Below are 20,634 nucleotides of genomic sequence, written 5' to 3'. Positions count from 1 at the left end.
AAGCGAAAAGTGGGAAGGATAGAGTCGCTTCGCTCCGACTATCCTTCTGATCCACTTTTCGCTCCGCTGCGACGGCTGGCTCTATGGGGACGGCAACCCCCACGGGCTCGCCTTCGGCCTCGCGAGGTCTCCGACTCGCCTGCGGCTTTGCTTGGCCTAATTTTCCTCCGATAGGGTTCACCGGCACGTGTTGCATGTTGTAAAGAGCCTAAAGTGTGTGCGTAATTGCGCCGTTATACGATGACCATTAAAAGGGGGGGGGTATGCATTTCACACAATTCAAAGTCCAGACGCGCCTGTACATAGGCTTCGGTATTGTCCTGGCGACCTTGGCCACTGTGGTTATCGTGGCTTTGTTCAAGCTCAGCGGGCTCAATGACGTCCTGACCCAGAATGGGGACTATGGCACGCAGGAAATCAGCGCAGTCGCCAGCGGCATCGGGAAAGCACAGGGAGCGGCCATCGGTCTTCAGCGCTTGCTTGGCACGGACGACCCGGCGCGCAGGGCGGCGGAAAAAAAAGGGATTGAGGACAGGCTCCTGGCCTATGACGGCCAGCTGAAAACCCTGCACAAGCTCTATGAGTCCGATTCCACCCTGACTGAGCAGGAACGCCAGTTGCTCAAACGTATCGACGATATTGCCAGTGACGTGATTCCAAAGTTGAAGAAAGTCCTGCAGCTTGTTGAGGCCGAAGGTGATGCGGCTGCAACCAGACAGGCAATGTTGGATACCGCCAGATCCTTGCAGCCCTGGACGGATGAACTGGGCAAGTTGCGCGATGTCGTCGTGAGCAAAAATATCGCGGCTGCCAAGCAGGCACACGAAGATTATTTTGCTGCCCGCCGGTTGTTGCTGGTGGTGGCAGCCTTTGGCTTGCTGGTCTCACTTGTGCTGGCCACGCTGATCACGCGCAGTATCCTGCGCCAGCTTGGCGGTGAGCCCGGCGATGTCGCTTCCGTTGCTTCGCGAATTGCCGCCGGAGAACTGGCCGTGGAGGTTGCGCTCAAGAACGGCGACCGCTCCAGCCTGTTGTATTCCGTGGCGCAGATGCGGGAGCAACTGGCGATGATCGTCGGAAAGATTCGTGCGGCGACCGACAGCATTACCCACGGCTCCGATGAAATCGCCCGAGGAAACTCGGACTTGTCGGCACGCACGGAAGAGCAGGCCGGGTCCATCGAGGAGACGGCTTCGGCGATGGAGCAGCTCACGTCCACGGTCAAGCAGAATGCCGATAATGCGCGTCAGGCCAACAAGCTCGCCGAGTCGGCGTCAGGTATCGCCATCGAAGGCGGGCAAGTGGTCGGCAAGGTCGTGGAGACCATGGATTCCATCAACGAATCGTCCAAGCGCATCGTCGATATCATCAGCGTGATCGATGGCATCGCCTTCCAGACCAACATCCTGGCCCTCAATGCAGCGGTGGAAGCCGCTCGTGCCGGCGAGCAGGGCCGCGGTTTTGCCGTGGTCGCCTCGGAGGTGCGGGGGCTTGCGCAACGCTCTGCGGCGGCGGCCAAGGAAATCAAGGTCCTCATCAATGATTCGGTGGCCAAGGTCGAGGCCGGTAGCGAGCTGGTGGGACAGGCCGGAACGACCATCGGTCAGGTGGTCGATAGTGTCAGGAAGGTCAGCGATATCGTGGGCGAAATCAGCTCGGCCACGCAGGAGCAAAGCGCCGGTCTGGATGAAATCAACCGCGCCATCGGCCAGATGGATCAGGGTACGCAGCAGAATGCAGCGCTCGTGGAAGAGGCTGCAGCGGCGGCAGAATCCCTGAAAGACCAGGCACGCATCCTGTCGGAGGCGATGAGCGTGTTCCGGCTCGGTGCGGAGCCGGTGCAAGCTGCTGCGTCAGCGGTGACGAGGCCAGCCAGGAGCGCGGCCAAGCCAGCCGGGACTGCCGCCGTCAAACCGCGCGTTGCAGCCAAGCCGCGTCTTGCCGAGAAAGCCACGCCAGCAAAGCGCGCCGAGCTGATCGGCGATTCTCCTGAGAAGGACTCGGATCAGTGGGAGCAGTTCTGATCTGATTTGATCTCGGTGCTGGCAGCTGTTCGTCTTTGCCCGGATTTACGTCCGGTTAATGCAGGTTTTGGTCAGCGTTAAGGTTTTCTTAATGCTGGTGTTTTGGTGTTTTGGTGCTCTGGCGTTTTGGCGTTTTGGGTAGTCTGCACGGAATGCTTTCCTGCGCTCTAGCTTAATTGCTTTCTCTCTCCGGGCGGAACGGAGCGCCGGGAGCGGCCCGGCAGCCGCTCACTTTTCTTGTCTCGCCAAGAAAAGTAAGCAAAAGAAGGCGACCCCAAAGAGCCAGCCCTCCTGCGGAGGGTGCCCGTCGCAGCGAAGCGAAAAGTGGGAAGGATAGAGTCGCTTCGCTCCGACTATCCTTCTGATCCACTTTTCGCTCCGCTGCGACGGCTGGCTCTATGGGGACCAACCCCCACGGGCTCGCCTGCGGCATCGCCCTTTTCTTGCTCGCCTGCGGCCTCGCGGCTGTCATGCCTTTCGCGCGCGATTCCAGTAGTCCTGTTGCCCGTAAACTTCCTTCAAATAATCAATGAAGAAACGCGTCTTCGCCGGCAAATGCCGCTGCTGCGGATACACCGCCATGATGTCGTAATGCGGCAAAGCATACTCATCCAACACCGTCACCAACTCCCCCGACGCCAGCTGCGCCTGGATCTCCCACGTCGACCGCCACGCCAGCCCCAGCCCTTCACTGGCCCAGCGATGCAGCAACTCGCCATCATTGCAATCCAGATTGCCCTGCACCTTGACGATCACCGGCTTGCCACCCTGCTGGAAATACCACCCGCGCTGCTGCCCTCCCTGCAAATTGAACGCCAGGCAATTGTGCTGCGCCAGATCATCCAGCGTGCGCGGAACACCATGACGATGCAAATACTCCGGCGCCGCACATACCACCCGCCGGTTGCTCGCCAACCTCACCGCCACAAAGCTCGGTTCAATCGCGCCGCCAATGCGAATGCCCAGGTCATACCCCTCGCGCACAAGATCGACCACGCGATCGGTCAGGTTGAATGAAATCTGCACCTCCGGATGCGCCGCCAAAAACGCCGGCGCATGCGGTGCCACATGCAGTCGGCCATACGCCGCCGGGGTCGAGACCACCAGGTGGCCTGTGGCCTTGTGGCGGCCCTCGGCAATGCTCTTCTCGGCCGTGTCCATCTGCTCCAGCAACTTGCGGCAATGATCCAGAAATACGCTGCCTTGCTCCGTCAACGTCAAATGCCGCGTCGTGCGATGCATGAGCTTGGTGCCCAACCGCTTTTCCAACGCATCGATGCGCCGCCCCATCATCACCGGCGTCACCTTCTCCTCCAGCGCCGCAGCCGCCAGGCTGCCCTTGTCCACCACCAGCACGAATGCTTCGATCTGCTTGAGCTTGTCCATCAATCCCTCCCGGCCTGAGTGTAATTCAATACTTTTTGGATGTTTCCATACTTTTGCTCAGTAATCAGTGGACTGTGATGATACTTATCATCCGGATTTGTAATGACTAGCATGGCCTCCAGCGATCACACATCCACCAACGGACATCCTGGAGAACGAGCATGGCAAAGATGAGAGCAGTCGACGCGGCAGTGCACGTATTGGTCAAGGAAGGCTGCCTGCAAGCCTTCGGCGTGCCCGGCGCCGCGATCAATCCCTTCTACTCGGCCTTGAAGAAACACGGCGGCATCAGCCATATCCTGGCGCGCCACGTGGAGGGGGCCTCCCACATGGCCGAGGGCTATACCCGCGCCAAGGCCGGCAACATCGGGCTGTGCATCGGTACCTCGGGTCCGGCCGGGACCGACATGGTCACCGGGCTCTATTCGGCCCAGGCCGATTCCATCCCCATCCTCTGCATCACCGGCCAGGCCCCCCGCGCCCGGCTCTACAAGGAAGACTTCCAGGCCGTCGACATCGAATCCATCGCCAAGCCCGTCACCAAATGGGCCGTGACCGTGCGGGAACCAGCCCTGGTGCCGCGCGTGTTCCAGCAAGCCGTCCACCTGATGCGCTCGGGCCGACCCGGTCCGGTCTTGATCGACCTGCCTTTCGATGTACAAATGGCCGAGATCGATTTCGACCCGGATACCTACGCGCCGCTCCCGGTCTATCGTCCCGCCGCCACCCGCGCCCAGATCGAAAAAGCATTCGACATGCTCAACGCGGCACAGCGCCCGCTGCTGACCATCGGCGGCGGTGTGGTCAACGCCGATGCGGCCGCACTGGCGGTGGAGTTCGCCGAGCTCACCGGCATCCCGGTGATCCCGACCCTCATGGCCTGGGGCGCCATTGCCGACGACCACCCGCAGATGGCCGGCATGGTCGGCCTGCAAACCAGCCACCGCTACGGCAATGCGACCCTGCTGGCCTCGGACTTCGTGCTCGGCATCGGCAACCGCTGGGCCAATCGCCATACCGGGTCCATCGATGTCTTCACCAAGGGCCGTACCTTCGTCCATGTCGATATCGAACCGACCCAGATCGGCCGCGTCTTTGGGCCGGATTACGGCATCGTCAGCGATGCCGGTGCCGCGTTGAAGCTGTTCGTCGAGGTGGCTAAAGAGTGGAAGGCCGCCGGGCGCCTGCCCGACCGCTCGGCCTGGCTGGCCGAATGCCAGCAGCGCAAGAAGAGCCTGCAGCGGCGCACCCACTTCAATGACACGCCCGTCAAGCCGCAACGCGTGTATGAGGAAATGAACCGCGCCTTCGGTCGCGAGACCTGCTACGTGGCCACCATTGGCCTCTCGCAGATCGCCGCCGCGCAATTCCTGCACGTCTATCGCGATCGCCATTGGATCAATTGCGGCCAGGCCGGGCCGCTGGGCTGGACCATTCCTGCGGCACTGGGTGTGGTGGCGGCCGATCCGCAGAAGAAGGTGGTGGCCATCTCGGGCGACTATGACTTCCAGTTCATGATCGAGGAACTCGCCGTGGGCGCGCAGTTCAAGCTGCCTTACCTGCACGTGCTGGTCAACAACTCCTACCTCGGCCTGATCCGCCAGGCACAGCGCGGCTTCGAGATGGATTACTGCGTGCAGCTGGCTTTCGAAAACATCAACGCCCCCGAACTGAACGGCTATGGCGTGGACCATGTGGCCGTGGTCGAGGGCCTGGGCTGCAAGGCCATCCGCGTCACCGATCCCAATGCCATCCAGGATGCCTTTGCCCAGGCCCAGCGCTGGATGGCCGAGTACCGCGTCCCGGTGGTGGTGGAAATCATCCTGGAACGTGTCACCAATATCGCCATGGGCACCGAGATCGATGCCATCAATGAATTCGAACCCCTGGCCGAGCGCGCCGACGATGCGCCCACCGCCATCAGCCTGCTCGACTGAAAAACAAGGAGACCCGCCATGACCAGACTCGCCGCCAACCTCACCATGCTGTTTACCGAACAGCCTTTCCTGGAACGCTTCCAGGCCGCATCGCAGGCCGGCTTCCGGGCAGTGGAATTCCTTTTCCCCTATGCCTTCGCACCGGAACAGATCGCCGACCAATTGCGCACGCATCGCCTGCAACTGGTGCTGCACAATCTTCCCGCCGGCAACTGGGACGCCGGTGAACGCGGCATCGCCTGCCATCCCGATCGCGTGGCCGAGTTCCGGGCCGGGGTCGATGAGGCCATCCGCTATGCCCGCGCGCTGGAAGTGCCGCAGCTCAATTGCCTGGTCGGCATCCTGCCGCCGGGCGTCTCGCGCGAAGCGGCGCGCGAGGTGCTGGTCGGCAACCTGAAATACGCGGCCACGCGCTTGAAGGAACAGGGCATCCGCCTGCTGATCGAGCCGATCAATCACTTCGACATTCCCGGCTTCTTCCTCAATACCACGCGCCAGGCGGTGGAGCTGATCCTGGCCACGGGCTCGGACAATCTCTTCGTGCAATACGACATCTATCACATGCAGCGCATGGAGGGCGAACTGGCCAATACGCTCAAGGCCAACCTCTCACTGATCGGCCACGTGCAGCTGGCCGACAACCCCGGACGCGGTGAACCCGGCAGCGGCGAGATCAATTACCGCTACCTGTTCAACTGGCTGGAGGACATCGGCTATCGCGGCTGGATCGGCTGCGAATACAAGCCGCAGGCCGGGACCACCGCCGGCCTGGGCTGGATCGCGCAACACGGATTGCAGGCAGCCTGAACACATGACAGCAGGATTTCATCTTTCTTGAGGAGACACAGCATGGCAAAAGTTGGATTCATCGGCCTGGGCATCATGGGCGCACCCATGGCGGACAACCTGCAGAAGGGCGGCCACAAGCTCTACCTGCACGACCAGAAAAATCCCCCCGCCCCCTTGCTGGAGGGCGGTGCCACGGTTTGCACGTCGGGTGCCGAAGTAGCGCGCCGCGCCGACATCGTCATCGTCATGGTGCCGGATACGCCGCACGTACAGGCGGTTCTCTTTGGCGAGAAGGGCGTGGCCGAAGGACTCTCGCCGGGCAAGATCGTGGTGGACATGAGCTCCATCTCGCCCATCGCCACCAAGGAGTTTGCGCAGAAGATCAATGCGCTGGGCTGCCAGTACCTGGATGCGCCGGTCTCGGGCGGTGAAGTGGGGGCCAAGGCGGCTTCGCTCACCATCATGGTTGGTGGTTCGGAATCGGCTTTCAATGACGTCAAGCCGCTGTTCGAGCTGATGGGCAAGAACATCACCCTGGTCGGCGGCAACGGCGATGGCCAGACCACCAAGGTCGCCAACCAGATCATCGTGGCGTTGAACATCCAGGCCGTGGCCGAGGCCTTGCTCTTTGCCTCCAAGGCCGGGGCCGATCCGGCACGCGTGCGGCAGGCGCTCATGGGCGGCTTTGCTTCCTCACGCATCCTGGAGGTGCACGGCGAGCGCATGGTCAAGCGGACCTTCGCACCGGGCTTCCGTATCGAACTGCACCAGAAGGACCTGAACCTGGCCCTGCAAGGCGCCAAGGCGCTGGGCATCAGCTTGCCCAATACGGCGGCGGCCCAGGAGCTGATGAATGCCTGCGCCGCCAATGGACTGGCGGGGATGGATCACTCTGCGCTGTGCCGGGCGGTGGAGATCCTGTCCAATCACGAGATTGCCAAGGCTTCCTGAGCGGACACCATCATCCCCATGAGGGCTTGCCGCGGGCAAGCCCTCATCGCTTGCGCATTTGCGCATGTCGACCACGCCATCACAACCAGCATTACGGGAGATTGTTATGCGCCGCCTGCGCCAGGCCAAAATCGTCGCCACCCTGGGCCCCTCCAGCGCCACGCCGGAGATGATCCGCGCGCTCTTCGACGCCGGGGCCGACGTGTTCCGTTTCAACTTCAGTCATGGCAGCCATGCCGATCATCACGCGCGTTACCAGATCGTGCGCCAGGTGGAGCGCGAAGTCGGCCGCCCCATCGGCGTGCTGGCCGACCTGCAGGGACCCAAGCTGCGCATCGGCCAGTTCACCGGGGGCAGGGCAGTGCTGCAGGCCGGACACGTGTTCACCCTCGACCGTGATGCCGCCCCTGGCGACCAGCACCGCGTCTGCCTGCCGCATCCTGAATTGTTCGAGGCCATTCAAGCAGGACAGAGCCTGCTCATCGACGACGGCAAGCTGCGCTTGCAGGTGGAAGCCAGCCAGGGCGATGCCATTCGTACGCGCGTGGTCAATGGTGGCGTGGTCTCCGACCGCAAGGGCGTCAATGTGCCCGATGCGGTCTTGCCGATTCCCGCGCTGACCGCCAAGGACCGCCGTGACCTGGACTTCGCGCTCGAGATGGGCGCGGACTGGATCGCGCTGTCCTTCGTGCAGCGCCCTGAGGATGTGCTGGAGGCGCGTGCACTGGTGGCGGGGCGCGCGTGCATCCTCTCCAAGCTGGAGAAACCGGCCGCACTGGAGCGGCTCGACGAGATCGTGGCCGTGTCCGACGCCATCATGGTGGCCCGCGGCGATCTCGGTGTGGAGCTGCCGCCGGAGTGCGTGCCGGGCACGCAAAAGCGCATCCTGCGTGCCTGCCGCCAGCAGGGCAAGCCCATCGTGATCGCCACGCAGATGCTGGAGTCGATGATCGCCGCACCGGTACCCACGCGGGCGGAAGTCTCGGATGTGGCCAGTGCGATCTATGACGGATCGGATGCGGTGATGCTCTCGGCCGAATCGGCCAATGGCAGCTACCCCTTGCAGGCGGTCACGATGATGGACCGGGTGATCGCGGAGGTGGAGAAGGACCCGCTGTATCGCACGCTGATGCAGGCGCAATACGCCGCCCCCGAGCGCAACCGGCCTGATGCCATCTGCGCGGCGCTGCGCGACGTCACGGGCATCCTCGGGGCGAGCGCCACGGTGACCTATACCAGCTCGGGGCATACCAGCCTGCGCGCAGCGCGTGAACGTCCTGCGGCGCCCATCCTCTGCATCACGCCGCAACTGGCCACGGCACGGCGGCTGGCGCTGGTGTGGGGCGTGCATTCCACCATCAGCGAAGCCGTGCATGACGAGCGCCAGATGGTCAGCGCCGCCTGTCAGGCGGCCGTGCGCGAAGGGTTTGCACGCAAGGGAGACCAGATCGCGATCACCGCGGGCATGCCTTTCGGGCAGCCGGGCAGTACCAACCTGTTGCGGGTGGCGGAGGTATGGGGATAGGGGGCTCCAGAAAAAATGCCGCTGCACTTTAAGGGCAGCGGCATTTCTAGGAAAGGCCGGATCAGCTCAGGCTGGGCTCAGTGGTCTTCCCACCATTTCTGGGCATAGGCGCGATCGAATGGCGGCAGCGGTGCGCTGGCCACCTTCAAGTCCTTCATGGCAGGGAAATGCGTCACGAAGAGTTCTGAGTCTTCCGTCCAGCGATCGGAGAACACCACGTCAAAGCTCCCGCCTGAAGCGCCTCCTATGGATTGATCTACCAGCGGGATGGGCGGTCCGGCACGGAATTCGCTGCCTTGTCGCTCTCGCAGGAGTGCCTCCACGTGGCCGAGATAATAGGTGCCCGGCACGGTCTGGTTGACGGTGGCATGGATGGGGACGAGATAGTTGACGATGAAGGGGAAGGATTTGTTCAGGCAGGTCAGGCCTACCAGCTTGTATTCACCCGGCGGCAGTTCCATGCGCAGGAGATAGGTATTGCCGACTTCGGGCGTGCTGTTTTCGAGGCTGCCTTCGGCATCGATCTTGAAGTTGATGCGCTCTTCCTTGCTCTGGGCATTGGGCATCTCGACATGCGCCACCAGCAACTTGGGCTGATAAGAAGGGCGGTAGATATTCCTGATGGTGGCCGTCATCAGGTAGACCACCTTGTCATTGGCCGCAGCCTGCGGCGCATCGGTGGAGTAGGCCATTGGTTTGACGGTGGCGCAACCAGTGAGCAGCAGGGTCGCGCATAGCGCGGCCAGTCCCAGAATCCTTTTCAGCATGATTCCCCTTGATCGATTTGATTTGGTTGATTATTGATTACTGATAAATGACGCATGACCGGAGACTGCCGGTCACGCGCTATCTTACTTCACTGCCGGAGAGGTCTGGAGCCTGCGTGAGGAGATCCCGCACCGGTTTGGTCATCTGTTTGAAACGCGGATCCAGCAGTACCTCGCGCACCAGTTTCTGTACGGCCGGAATGAAATAGTCCCGCGCCATGCTGCAGGCGACCGGGGCAAACAAGCTCCCCTCGAACTGCTGGGTGGATTGAACCGTGAAGCTTTTCTGGTTGGCATCGGAGACCGTCAGCGAAAGCATCCATGTTGTCGTGGTGATGCTGGTACTGAAATCGATTTCTTCGAGCTTGCCGCTGATCTTGATGGGCGAGGTCGGGTCATAGGCGCCGGCCTTGCGCAGTTCGATGATGAAGGCGTTCTCGATATAGCCCGCAAAATGCGGCGCAACGGTCACCGGCCCTGCTGCGCGGCACGTGATGGAAGCCAGGCCGGGCTTGCTTGCCGAAAACGGCATGACCGCCACGGGCACGGGCCTGGACGCCAGGATAGCCGCTGTCGTCGCTGGCGATGGTTGATAACCGGTGATGCGATAGGTTTCACACCCGGATAAGGTGAGAAGGGCGAGAAAACTCAAGGTCAGGGCGGACTTCATGGGTTCCTTGTCTATGGATGGCGCGGCTGTTCCCTCGGTCAGGGAGCCTGCAGGCGTTGCAGACTGCCGTCCTTGTTCAGCGAAAGCAGACACCTGATCACCAATTGCTGGAACAGGTCTTCCTGGACGGACTTGATCGATTGGAAACGCGGGTCATCGGGCAGGCGCGATTTGGCCAACACCGAATAGAATGCGCCGCGCACTGTGGGCGAATTCGCACTCTTGTTACCAACATTGATGGCAAGAGACATCGTCAGCTCCTCCTTGTTGGTGACGTAGCCGTCGCCCCATTTTTCGCCCAGGAGTACTCCCTGGTTGATCGCCTCGGCAATGTCGGAAACGTCATTGAGCGTGACCTTGACCGTGCCGGCTGCATCGTCCTGACTGATCACGATGAAGCCGGTCTGCCGGAATGCCGCTTCCAGGCTGTTGCGCAAGACCAGGGGATCCGGCCCGGGAAAGGCAATTTCCAGCCCTGGCGCGCTGGTCTCTGGCGCGTGGCCATTCCTCAGCCACTGCACTTCCATTTTCAATTTCAATGGCGCTTCCCTGCGTGGCAAATCAGACGCACTCACGCGTGCCATCGCACTGTCGGGATAGGCAGCCGTCGGGTAGGTGGTGCAGCCGCCGAGCAATAGCGCGCACATGCTGGCGCACAGTAGAAGGAATGTTTTCATGATCGAGGAATAACTTGCTTGTCGAGGCTTTGACAGTGCCCTTATTTATCCAGGAATCCCAGTTCGGCTGAACCGTTGACCTCGATCTTCTCGCCCACCATGGTGCCGCCAGCCTCTTCCTCGATCCACACCGCGCTGTAGCTCGGCCCCAGCTTGCCGCGTACGACGTAGCTCTTGTCACGCTCCGGCGTGAACTCGACCTTGCCCTTGACCTGGTAGACCGTACCGGTCACGGCCATGATGGGCATGGCATAGGCCGTTCTGGCCACGATCTCTACCTTGACTGGTGTGGCGGGGATGCGGCGCTCGACCTTCTGCAGCAGCATCAGGGCACCGCGTCCCTCGCTGGCTCTGCGGGTGGCGAAGCGTACGTTGTCGACATCGACGGCATTGATGTTGGCGGCGTAGTACATGTCGGCCTTGCTCATGGAGAGCATGTCGGCCGAATCCTTGAGGACCGCCGTAGGGCCGGCGTAGTTGTCGGGCAGCAAGGGTGTGCGGGTCGCACAGGCAGTCAAGGTCGCAGCGACGGCAAGCATCACGCACGCGCGGACACCGCCGGCGATGGCATTTCGAACTTTCATTTTTTCCCCTGATTGATTTTTTAGGCAGGCGCGCCAAGCATGAGGCCGGCCGCCAGCCGCTGCACATATTACGTCATGTGCCAGAGGATTGCACGGTATCCGGATGCTATGGAAAACGCCTGCCTGCGACGATCACCGCGCCGCTTCAGCCAGCTGGTACGCAAGATGATTGTGCCGCTCCAGCACCGCCCCCAGGTCAATGGTGGTGAGCTGTCCCTCGCGCACGATCACGCGGCCGTTGATGATGCTGGTGTTCACGTTGGCGGGTGTGCAGAAAACCAGTGCGGCCACCGGATCATGGAGCGCGCCGGCAAAGGCGATCTGGCGCGTGTCGAACATCACGACGTCGGCGGACATGCCGGGCTTGAGTGCGCCGATGTCGTCGCGATTCAATACCTTGGCACCGCCCAGGGTGGCTACTTCCAGCGCCTGGCGCGCGGTCATGGCGTCGGGGCCAAAGCCCACCCGCTGCAGCAGCATGGCCTGGCGGACTTCGCCCAGCATGTGGGCGCTGTCATTGGAGGCACTGCCGTCCACGCCCAGGCCAACCGGCACGCCCGCGTCCAGCATCTTGCGGATGGGCGCAATGCCGGAGGCCAGCCGCATGTTGGAACAGGGACAGTGCGCCACACCCGTGCCAGTGCGGGCAAACAGGTCGATGCCGTGCTCGTCCAGCTGCACGCAGTGGGCGTGCCAGACGTCATGGCCGACCCAGCCGCAGTCTTCGGCATATTGCGCCGGGGTCATGTTGAACTTCTCGCGGCTGTAGGCAATGTCGTTGACGTTTTCGGCCAGGTGGGTGTGCAGCGATACGCCGTAGTGGCGCGCCAGGTCGGCCGCCTCGCGCATCAGGTCGCGCGAGACCGAGAAAGGAGAGCAGGGGGCGACGACGATGCGCTGCATGGCGTGGCGCTGGCTGTCGTGGTAAGTCTCGATGAGGCGTTGCGTGTCCTTGAGGATGGCAGGCTCTTCTTCCACCACACGGTCCGGTGGCAAGCCGCCCTTGGACTGGCCTACGCTCATGGCACCGCGCGCACCGTGGAAACGCATGCCGATCTGGGCAGCGGCCTCCAGGCTGTCGTCCAGGCGGGTCTGGTTGGGGTAGATGTAGAGGTGGTCGCTGCTGGTGGTACAGCCCGAGAGGATCAGCTCTGCCATGGCGGTCAGCGTCGATACCCGGATCATCTCGGGCGTGAGGCCCGCCCAGATCGGATACAGGTTGGTCAGCCAGTTGAACAGCTCGCCATTCTGCGCGCTGGGGATGGCGCGCGTGAGGCTCTGGTACATGTGGTGGTGCGTGTTGACCAGGCCAGGGATGACCACATGGTGGCTGGCGTCGATGATCTCGTCGGCCTCTTGCGGAAGATCTTCGGTCTTGCCGACCTGCTCGATGACCTGGCCCCTGATGTAGAGCGCGCCATTGGCGATCTCTTCACGACCTTCGTTCATGGTGACCAGGACGCGCGCGTTCCTGATCAACAGCGTCTTGCCTGTTGCTTGCTCTTGCATGATGGTGGACTCCTTCTTGGGTTCCTTGTTGATGTGTTTGACTTGCGGGTCGGCGCAGGTGACAGGGGGGAGTCCCTTTCTTGCCCTATTAACGACTGCGACGGGTGGGGTTGTTGGGAGGGTTCAGGGCCGGTTAATGCTGGTTTTGTTTTGCGTTAAATTTTGTTTAATGCTGCTGTTTTGCTGGTTTTGCTGGTTTTGTGTTTTGGGTAGTCTGCACGGATCGCTTTCCTGCGCTCTAGCTTAATTGCTTTCTCTCTCCGGGCGGAACGGAGCGCCGGGAGCGGCCCGGCAGCCGCTCACTTTTCTTGTCTCGCCAAGAAAAGTAAGCAAAAGAAGGCGACCCCAAAGAGCCAGCCCTCCTGCGGAGGGTCCCCGTCGCAGCGAAGCGAAAAGTGGGAAGGATAGAGTCGCTTCGCTCCGACTATCCTTCTGATCCACTTTTCGCTCCGCTGCGACGGCTGGCTCTATGGGGACAACCCCCACTCGGGCTCGCCTGCGGCCTCGCCCCCTTTTGCTCGCCTTCGGCATCGGTCGTTCTCGCCTGCGGCTTCGTCTTGCCTCTTCCTTTTCACTACCTATTCACTACCTTTTTTCTTCCTTCGCTCTTCCTTCGGTCTTCCCACTCCTGTTCGGACTGAGTAGCGGCATCGCCGCGTATCGAAGACGCGCAGAACGATAAATCATTTAAATCATTTGAATCGTTAACGCTTCACTTCAAAACTGCGCAGGAAATCCAGCAGAATCTGCCCCGATACCTCCGCATCATCCGCCGTCATCGTCTCCAGCGGATTGTGGCTGATGCCACCATTGCCACAACGCGTAAACAACATGCAGACGTCCGTCAGCTTCGCAATCGCCATCGCATCATGCCCCGCCCCCGACGCCAGCTCGAACGGCGTCACCCCGGCACGCTCCGTGGCAGCACGCAACTGATCCATCAGCCACGGCGCACACGGCGCTGCCGGTGCGCTCAAGGTTTCCTCCAGTTTGAAATCGATACTGCGGCGGCCACAGATCTCCTCGATCTTGCCCAGAACGTCCTTCACCGCAGCCATACGCACCTCATCCACCGCCGCACGTATGTCCAGCGACAACTGGCACCCACCCGGAATCACATTCGTCGATCCGCGCGGTACCTGCAATTGCCCCACCGTGCCCACCAGCGCGGCATGCTGGTCCTGCGAACACCGCTGCTCCACATACAAGATGATCTCGGCCGCGGCGGCGGCCGCATCCTTGCGCATGTCCATCGGTGTGGTGCCGGCATGGCTGGCTACCCCCTTCAATTCCACCAGGTAACGCGAACTACCCGCAATCGAGGTGACGATGCCTACCGGCAAATCACGATTGAGCAATACCGGTCCCTGCTCGATGTGCACCTCCACATAGCCCAGGATGTCGGCCGGGTCGCGCGCTATCTGCGGGATGGCCGCGACATCATGGCCAGCCTGGGTGATCACCTCGCGCATGCTGATGCCGTCCTTGTCCTGCAGGTCCAGCAGCTTCATGTCGAAATGGCCGGTCACCGCATTGCTGCCCAGGAAGGTGCTCTTGAAACGCACCCCTTCTTCTTCCGAAAAACCAATCACCTCGAAATGGAAAGGCAAGGTCTCGCCTCGTTCATGCAAGTGCTTCACCACCGCAATGGGCAGCAAGATGCCCTCGCGGCCATCGTACTTGCCGCCATTGCGCACCGTGTCGTAGTGCGAGCCGGTCAGCAAGGTCCTGGCCTGCGGATCAGTGGAAAGATATCGCCCCACCACGTTGCCCACCGCATCGATATGCACATGCATGCCCGCCTCGCGCATCCACTGCGCAATCTGCTCTGCTGTGCGTTGGTGCGTCTCGGTGAGATAAGTGCAGGTGAGGGCGCCTTCGTCTTCCGACAGGGCGCCGATTTCTTCGGCCCATTGCATCACGGTCGCCCCCATCACAGGGCGATAGCCCAGCAGGTCATTGATGCGCATCTCGGCAATGCGGCCGATCTGGCGCAGGGCTTCACGCAGTTCGTCTTCCGGCTGGTTGCGCAGGCGGCGGGCAAAGGTGGCGATGATCTGCTGGCGCGTGAGGCCCGCACCGGTGGGGCCCTTCACCGCCAGGATGAAAGGGAAGCCGAACTTGGCGTTGTAGTCGGCATTGAGTTGTTGCAGGCGGGCAAATTCTTCAGGGCTGCACAAGTTCAATCCGGCCTTGGCCTGCTCGCCCGTGGACTCGGCCGTCAACTCGCCGGCAATGGCGGCGCGGCCAGCCAGTTCGGGGTGGGCACGGATCAGGCCCAGCTGTTCGGCACGGCTGGCGTCGGTCACGACCTTGTGCAAGGCCAGCTTGAAGGCGGTCAGGTTGCGGAAAGGACGCTGCAGCGCAGCCCGCTCGGGAATCCAGGGAGAGTGCTCATAAATGCCGTGCAGGGCGGCGATGAAGGCCGAAGTCTCGGCTGCGTTCAGTTGTTCCAGTGTCGTCGTCATGTGCTGGCCGGTCGGCGTGCCGCCGGCTCCCTCGCTGTGTTCATGGGTGATGCCGCAAGTGCGTGCCGCCATTCCACCCTGAAAATCAGGATTGTCGGCACCGATTGTTGCTTGCGGCTGTCGTCTCACGGTCTGCGCCAAAGCCCGCCCGGTGCGGTCTGCAGCGCAGATGAGACTTTAAAACATCTTGGCCCGGATGGCATCAACGGTTTCATCTGGGCCGTATGCGCGGCGGCATATCTCGCCGCCCCGCGTCAGTGATCCGAACTCTGCGCCGCTGCCACCGCATAGCGAGCCACGTCCTCTTCACTGCCGCGACCATTGAAGAACAGGTTCAGGCCGACCGCCATGGCCGAGGCCAGCAGGATGCCGCTGTGGAAGATGGTGCCCAGCAGGTGCGGCATCTTGTCGAAGAAGGTCGGTGCGACAATGGGGATCATGCCTACGCCAATGCTGATGGCCACGATGAAAAGATTGTTGCGGTTGCCATGGAAATCGACCTTGGACAGGATCTTGATGCCGGTCGCCGCCACCATCCCGAACATCACGATGCCGGCACCACCCAAAACGAATTGCGGAATCGAAGCGGCCACGTGCGCCATCTTGGGGAACAGGCCGAAGGCGATCAGGATCACCCCGGCCGCCACGCAGACGAAACGGCTGCGGATGCCCGTCACGCCGACCAGCCCGACGTTCTGCGAGAAGGAGGTGTAGGGGAAGGTGTTGAACAGGCCGCCGATCACCGTGCCCAGGCCATCCACCCGCAAGCCGCTGGCCAGCGTGCGGTCGTCGATGCGGCGGCCGACGATGTCGCCCAGGGCCATGAACATGCCGGTCGATTCGATCATCGTCACGATCATCACCAGGCACATGCTGATGATGGAGGCGATGTCGAATTGCGGCAGCCCATAGTGAAAGGGCTGGATGAAGGCGAACCAGTCCGCCGCATCCAGCCCGTCAAAGCTGATCTTGCCCAAGGCAAAGGCAATCACGAACCCGACCACCATGCCCATCAACACCGAAATGTTGGAGATGAATCCCCGCGTGTACTTGGTGATGAGCAGGATCGAGACCAGCACCACCGCCGCAATCGAGAGCGACAGCGGCGAGCCGTAATCGGGATTGGGGACCTTCACGAACACCCCGTCGACCAGCTTGCCGATCACCGGCTGTCCGCCCGCAGCCCAGTTGATCCCTACGCCCATGAGCGAGACGCCGATCACCGTGATGACGGTGCCCGTGACCACCGGCGGGAAGTAGCGCATGAGCTTGCTCATGTAGGGCGAGGCGAGGATGCAGAACACGCCGGAAGCAATCACCGCGCCATAGATATGGAGGATGTTCAGCTGCGGGTTGTTGGCCATGGCCACCATCGGCCCCACGGCGGCAAAGGTCACGCCCATCATGACGGGCATGCGGATGCCGAATTTCCAGATGCCGGCACTCTGGATGATGGTCACCAGGCCGCAGCAGAACAGGTCGGCACTGATGAGGTAGGCGATCTCCGACTTGGGCAGGTTGAGCGCACCGCCGATGATGAGCGGCACGGCGATCGCGCCGGCATACATCACCAGCACGTGCTGCATGCCGAGGGCAAAGAGCTTGAATACGGGTAGGCGTTCATCCACCGGATGGCGAGTGGCTTGCATGGGATTGTCTCCTGGTATTTTTTATCGATGGAACCTGGCATGTGACCGCGCCCCCCGTGATCAATCCGTGAGGGGGCGTGCCTTGCCGCTTGAAGTTGGTTCCGGCCCAGTACCGTGCTCCGCGTCTTGGTGGGGCCTGTGTGCGGATGCCGGTCTGATGCTGGCGATACTAATGCAATCCGGGGAGTGCGATATATAAGCCCCGGCATACCGGCTGGCGTGCCCCCGATATATGCCGGACCGCCCGTTTCCTTTGCTGCAGCGGCCCGGCACCGGTTCAGGCGCGGCCCTGCGCCATCATCTTGGCCGCCGCGCTGACCTGGGCGCGCAGCCATTTGTGCTCGGTGGCCTGGTGCACCCGCTCGTGCCACAGCTGGTAAAAACGCAGCGGCGGAAACTTGATGGGCACCGTATAGCTTTTCAGGCCCAGGAGTTTTTCGTAGAAGCTGGCGAACTGCTGGCCGGCGGTCAGCACCAGGTCGGTCTGCGCCACCATGTAGGGCAGCATGCGGAAGTGCGCCGACTCCACCACCACGTTGCGATGCAGGTTCTGTTTTTCGAGGAAGGTATCGATGGTGCCGTGATAGCCGGGCAGGATCTGCGAGGGCGCGGCATGGGGCAGCGAGAGATAGTCCTCGATGCTCATGGCCTCACGCGCGGTGCGCTTGGCGTAGGCACAGTCGGCACGCATCAGGCAGACGATGGGATCGTCAAACAGCTTTGACAGGTGCAAATGCGCAGGCGGTTCGTCCCAGTTGGCAATGACCAGGTCCAGTTCTCCATCCGAGAGCAGGCGCACGTAATCGGTATCCGGCCCCAGTGCGTGGATGACGATGCGGCTGCGCGGCGACTCGCGCCGCAGGCGGGCGATCACTTCGGTGAAGAAGGGCGTGTTCATGTAGTCGGGCGCGGCGATGTGGAAGGTGCGCTCTTCTTCCTGCGGCACGAAGGCGGTCTTGGGCACGAACAGGCGCTCGGTTTCGTCGAGGATGCGCTTGGCGGGCTTCAACAGGCTCTCGCCATGCTGGGTCGGCACCATGCCGCGCGCACCACGCACCAGCAGCGGGTCGCCGGTCAGCTCGCGCAGCTTGCGCAGGGAGGCCGAGATCGAGGGCTGCGGCTGGTTCAGCTTCAGGGCGACCCGCGATACGTTCTTCTCGCAGAGCAGGAGATAAAGAATGCGGATGAGGTGGATGTCGAGATGGTCAGGCAGCCTGGACATGGGGATGTCTCCGGGGTCTTGTGGTGCGGGGCAGGTGACGGTTTTTCGTTCACTCTGGGGCGGCTGCATCGGGGCAGGCGCATTATCGTTGTCGTGTGCCGGACCGGCTCGGGCGGCGGCCTGGCGTGATGCGAGCGCAAGCGTCCCACATCCAGGGGGCATTTTTGTATATCGTCATTCGTATGTCAAATATACGTTGATGACCATGTTTTGCGCAGTCCCGGCGTTTATCGTTCGTGCAACCGTTCCGCACTAGCGGGACGGCATAAAACAGATGGCACCAGCCATCGGGTCGTAGCGGCAGCACGACGGGAGACCAGCCACGGCACCAGCACGGTGCCTGCGCTTCCCGGCGCGCGGGAAGCCTTCACTCCACTCATCCAGTTGCAGCCCTGGTACACGCAGGGCGGGGGAAGACTTTCATGGCGGCCCATTCCTGAGGCAATGCCTCGCCTGTCCGGAGTAGGTCGCGGTGGCGGACAGCAATCCTGCGTGGGGAAGACATGGAAGCACTCCTGGTTTCATATGGCATCGACTGGGCCAACCTGCTGGTCCGCTGGCTGCACCTGATCACGGGCATCGCCTGGATCGGTGCCTCGTTCTATTTCGTCTGGCTGGACAACTCCATCCGCCCGCCCAAGCCGGGCAGCGATCTGGAGAAGAAGGGCGTTTCCGGCGAGCTGTGGGCGGTGCACGGCGGCGGTTTCTACAATCCGCAAAAGTATCAGGTCGCTCCGGCCGAGCTGCCGGAAGAACTGCACTGGTTCAAGTGGGAGGCCTATGCCACCTGGATCACCGGTGTGGCCATGCTCTTCATCGTGTATTACTTCAATGCCTCGGCCATGATGGTGGACAAGTCCGTGGCCAACCTCACCGGGCCGGAAGCGGTCGGCGTGGGCATCGGCACCCTGGTGCTGGGCTGGATCGTCTACGACCTGCTGTGCAAGTCGCCGCTGGGCAAGCGCGAAGGGCTGCTGGGGCTGGTGATGTTCGTCTTCATCGTGGCGGTGGCCTATCTGCTCACGCACCTGCTGTCGGGCCGCGCGGCTTACATCCATGTGGGCGCGATGATCGGCACCATCATGGTGGGCAATGTGCTCATGGTCATCATTCCCGGCCAGCGCAAGCTGGTGGAGGCCATGAAGGCCGGCCGCTCGCCCGACCCCATCCACGGCCGCAAGGGCAAGCAGCGCAGCGTGCACAACAATTACTTCACGCTGCCCATTCTCTTCATAATGATCAGCAACCACTATGCGATGACCTACACGCATGCCTACAGCTGGCTGGTGCTGGCGGCGATCATGGCGGCCGGTGTGCTGATTCGTCACTTCTTCAATCTGCGGCACAAGGGCCGGGTGTCGGTGGGCTATCCCATCGCTGGCGTGGCCTTGCTGCTGGCCGTGGCCGTGGCGATTGCACCGCGTCCCATCGTACCTGCTGCCCCTGCTGCTTCTGCTGCTTCTGCTGCCTCCACAGGCGAAGGCGCGGCCCCGGCGGCCGCTGCCGCACCGGACTTTGCACGCATCCAGGCCATCGTCACCCAGCGCTGTGCCAGCTGCCATTCGGACAAACCGACCCAGGCCGGCTTTGCCACCGCACCGGCCGGGATGATGCTGCAAACGCCCGAGCTGATCCACCAGCACGCAGCCAAGATCTTCCAGCGTGCAGTCCAGACCAAGGACATGCCGCTGGCCAACATGACCCAGATGACCGATGCAGAACGCGCCGAACTGGCCGCGTGGTTCCAGGCTGGGGCCAAGTAATCGCACACGATTCCATCAGAGATCACACATGCAAACTATTACCATCGACGGATTCAACCTCACCGCCGCGCAAGTCGTCAGCGTGGCCCGCGCACCGCACCTGCAAGTCGCCCTGGCCGAGTCTTCGCTTGCCGCCCTCAAGCAAAGCCGCGACTACATCGAATCCACATGGATGCACGATGAAGCGCCCATGATGTACAGCTTCAATACTGGTGTCGGTTTGCTCAAGGACACGCGCATCAAGGTCGAGCACATCGAGCTGTTCCAAACTCAGTTGATCCGCGCCCACAGTGCGGGCATCGGCGAGCCGTTCTCGGAAGAAGTCAGCCGCGCCACCATGCTGCTGCGGGCCAATGCCTTCGCTTCGAACTATTCTGCGCCGCGCGTGGAAGTGGTGGACCGCCTGCTGGCTTTCATCAATGCGGGCATTCATCCGATCATGCCGCAGAAGGGATCGGTCGGTGCCTCCGGCGACCTGGCACCGCTGGCGTATCTGGCAGCGGCTATCGCCGGGTTCGATGAAGCCGAGGTGATGTATCAAGGCCAGCGCATGCGCGCCACGCAAGCCATCGAGCAAGCCGGCATCGGTCCGGTCAAATTTGATCTCAAGGCCAAGGATGCCTCAGCCCTCATCAATGGCTGCACGGCTTCCCTTGCGGTGGCCATCCTCGCTGCGCACGATGCCCGCAACCTGCTGACCGATGCCTGCCTGT

General features: G+C 62.0%; 16 protein-coding genes. 7 read left to right on the top strand and 9 right to left on the bottom strand.

The annotated features are described in order from the left end of the window. The first annotated feature begins 263 nt into the window (after window positions 1–263). Window positions 264–2,024 carry a methyl-accepting chemotaxis protein gene (locus FYB76_RS27035; RefSeq protein ID WP_154133874.1) on the top strand — a complete coding sequence of 587 codons (1,761 nt, stop codon included), beginning with the start codon at window positions 264–266 and terminating at the stop codon, window positions 2,022–2,024. A gap of 468 nt (window positions 2,025–2,492) precedes the next feature. On the opposite strand, the gene FYB76_RS12630 is transcribed toward FYB76_RS27035, so the two are convergent. Then, the gene (locus tag FYB76_RS12630) at window positions 2,493–3,410 is read right to left on the bottom strand and encodes a LysR family transcriptional regulator (RefSeq protein WP_154133873.1); all 918 of its coding nucleotides are present in this window, start codon (window positions 3,408–3,410) and stop codon (window positions 2,493–2,495) included. Window positions 3,411–3,571: 161 nt separating this feature from the next. On the opposite strand from FYB76_RS12630, the gene gcl reads away from it, so the two are divergent. The 4 genes from gcl (at window position 3,572) to pyk (ending at window position 8,612) form a co-directional block, all read left to right on the top strand. Further along, the gene (gene gcl / locus FYB76_RS12625; protein ID WP_154133872.1) at window positions 3,572–5,347 is read left to right on the top strand and encodes a glyoxylate carboligase; all 1,776 of its coding nucleotides are present in this window, start codon (window positions 3,572–3,574) and stop codon (window positions 5,345–5,347) included. A gap of 18 nt (window positions 5,348–5,365) precedes the next feature. Continuing rightward, complete coding sequence (hyi, locus tag FYB76_RS12620) at window positions 5,366–6,154, top strand: hydroxypyruvate isomerase (RefSeq protein ID WP_154133871.1); 789 nt, start codon at window positions 5,366–5,368, stop codon at window positions 6,152–6,154. Between the two features lie 42 nt (window positions 6,155–6,196). Further along, window positions 6,197–7,087 (top strand): 2-hydroxy-3-oxopropionate reductase, encoded by an 891-nt coding sequence (locus FYB76_RS12615; RefSeq protein ID WP_088754984.1) that lies wholly within the window; start codon window positions 6,197–6,199, stop codon window positions 7,085–7,087. Between the two features lie 106 nt (window positions 7,088–7,193). Further along, complete coding sequence (gene pyk, locus FYB76_RS12610; protein ID WP_154133870.1) at window positions 7,194–8,612, top strand: pyruvate kinase; 1,419 nt, start codon at window positions 7,194–7,196, stop codon at window positions 8,610–8,612. A 77-nt stretch (window positions 8,613–8,689) separates the two neighbouring features. On the opposite strand, the gene FYB76_RS12605 is transcribed toward pyk, so the two are convergent. The 8 genes from FYB76_RS12605 to FYB76_RS12570 form a co-directional block, all read right to left on the bottom strand. Continuing rightward, complete coding sequence (locus tag FYB76_RS12605) at window positions 8,690–9,379, bottom strand: hypothetical protein (RefSeq protein WP_154133869.1); 690 nt, start codon at window positions 9,377–9,379, stop codon at window positions 8,690–8,692. A 79-nt stretch (window positions 9,380–9,458) separates the two neighbouring features. Then, complete coding sequence (locus FYB76_RS12600; RefSeq protein WP_154133868.1) at window positions 9,459–10,049, bottom strand: hypothetical protein; 591 nt, start codon at window positions 10,047–10,049, stop codon at window positions 9,459–9,461. A gap of 38 nt (window positions 10,050–10,087) precedes the next feature. Then, window positions 10,088–10,726: a hypothetical protein gene (locus FYB76_RS12595; protein WP_154133867.1), complete on the bottom strand. Its 639-nt coding sequence runs from the start codon at window positions 10,724–10,726 to the stop codon at window positions 10,088–10,090. Between the two features lie 41 nt (window positions 10,727–10,767). Next, window positions 10,768–11,310, bottom strand: a complete 543-nt coding sequence (locus FYB76_RS12590) for a hypothetical protein (RefSeq protein WP_154133866.1) — start codon at window positions 11,308–11,310, stop codon at window positions 10,768–10,770. A 132-nt stretch (window positions 11,311–11,442) separates the two neighbouring features. Then, window positions 11,443–12,819 carry an 8-oxoguanine deaminase gene (locus FYB76_RS12585; protein ID WP_154133865.1) on the bottom strand — a complete coding sequence of 459 codons (1,377 nt, stop codon included), beginning with the start codon at window positions 12,817–12,819 and terminating at the stop codon, window positions 11,443–11,445. 704 nt (window positions 12,820–13,523) lie between these two features. After that, window positions 13,524–15,287 (bottom strand): allantoate amidohydrolase, encoded by a 1,764-nt coding sequence (locus tag FYB76_RS12580; protein ID WP_154133991.1) that lies wholly within the window; start codon window positions 15,285–15,287, stop codon window positions 13,524–13,526. Window positions 15,288–15,541: 254 nt separating this feature from the next. Then, a complete protein-coding gene (locus FYB76_RS12575; protein ID WP_145604196.1) occupies window positions 15,542–16,936 on the bottom strand; it encodes a nucleobase:cation symporter-2 family protein in 1,395 nt (464 codons plus the stop codon). A gap of 277 nt (window positions 16,937–17,213) precedes the next feature. After that, window positions 17,214–18,158 carry a LysR substrate-binding domain-containing protein gene (locus FYB76_RS12570; RefSeq protein WP_088754990.1) on the bottom strand — a complete coding sequence of 315 codons (945 nt, stop codon included), beginning with the start codon at window positions 18,156–18,158 and terminating at the stop codon, window positions 17,214–17,216. Between the two features lie 503 nt (window positions 18,159–18,661). Between FYB76_RS12570 and FYB76_RS12565 the strand changes: the two genes are divergently transcribed. Then, window positions 18,662–19,921 carry a urate hydroxylase PuuD gene (locus tag FYB76_RS12565; RefSeq protein WP_154133864.1) on the top strand — a complete coding sequence of 420 codons (1,260 nt, stop codon included), beginning with the start codon at window positions 18,662–18,664 and terminating at the stop codon, window positions 19,919–19,921. A gap of 28 nt (window positions 19,922–19,949) precedes the next feature. Continuing rightward, window positions 19,950–20,634, top strand: a 685-nt coding sequence (locus FYB76_RS12560; RefSeq protein WP_195724632.1) for an aromatic amino acid lyase, incomplete at its 3' end; no start/stop codon positions are given.

Origin of the sequence: Herbaspirillum sp. CAH-3 (genome assembly GCF_009668275.1) — a bacterium.
Classification (GTDB): Bacteria; Pseudomonadota; Gammaproteobacteria; order Burkholderiales; family Burkholderiaceae_D; genus Herbaspirillum; species Herbaspirillum aquaticum.
The sequence above is the reverse complement of the archived record's forward strand: the minus strand, read 5'-3'. Positions and strand labels throughout refer to the sequence as shown.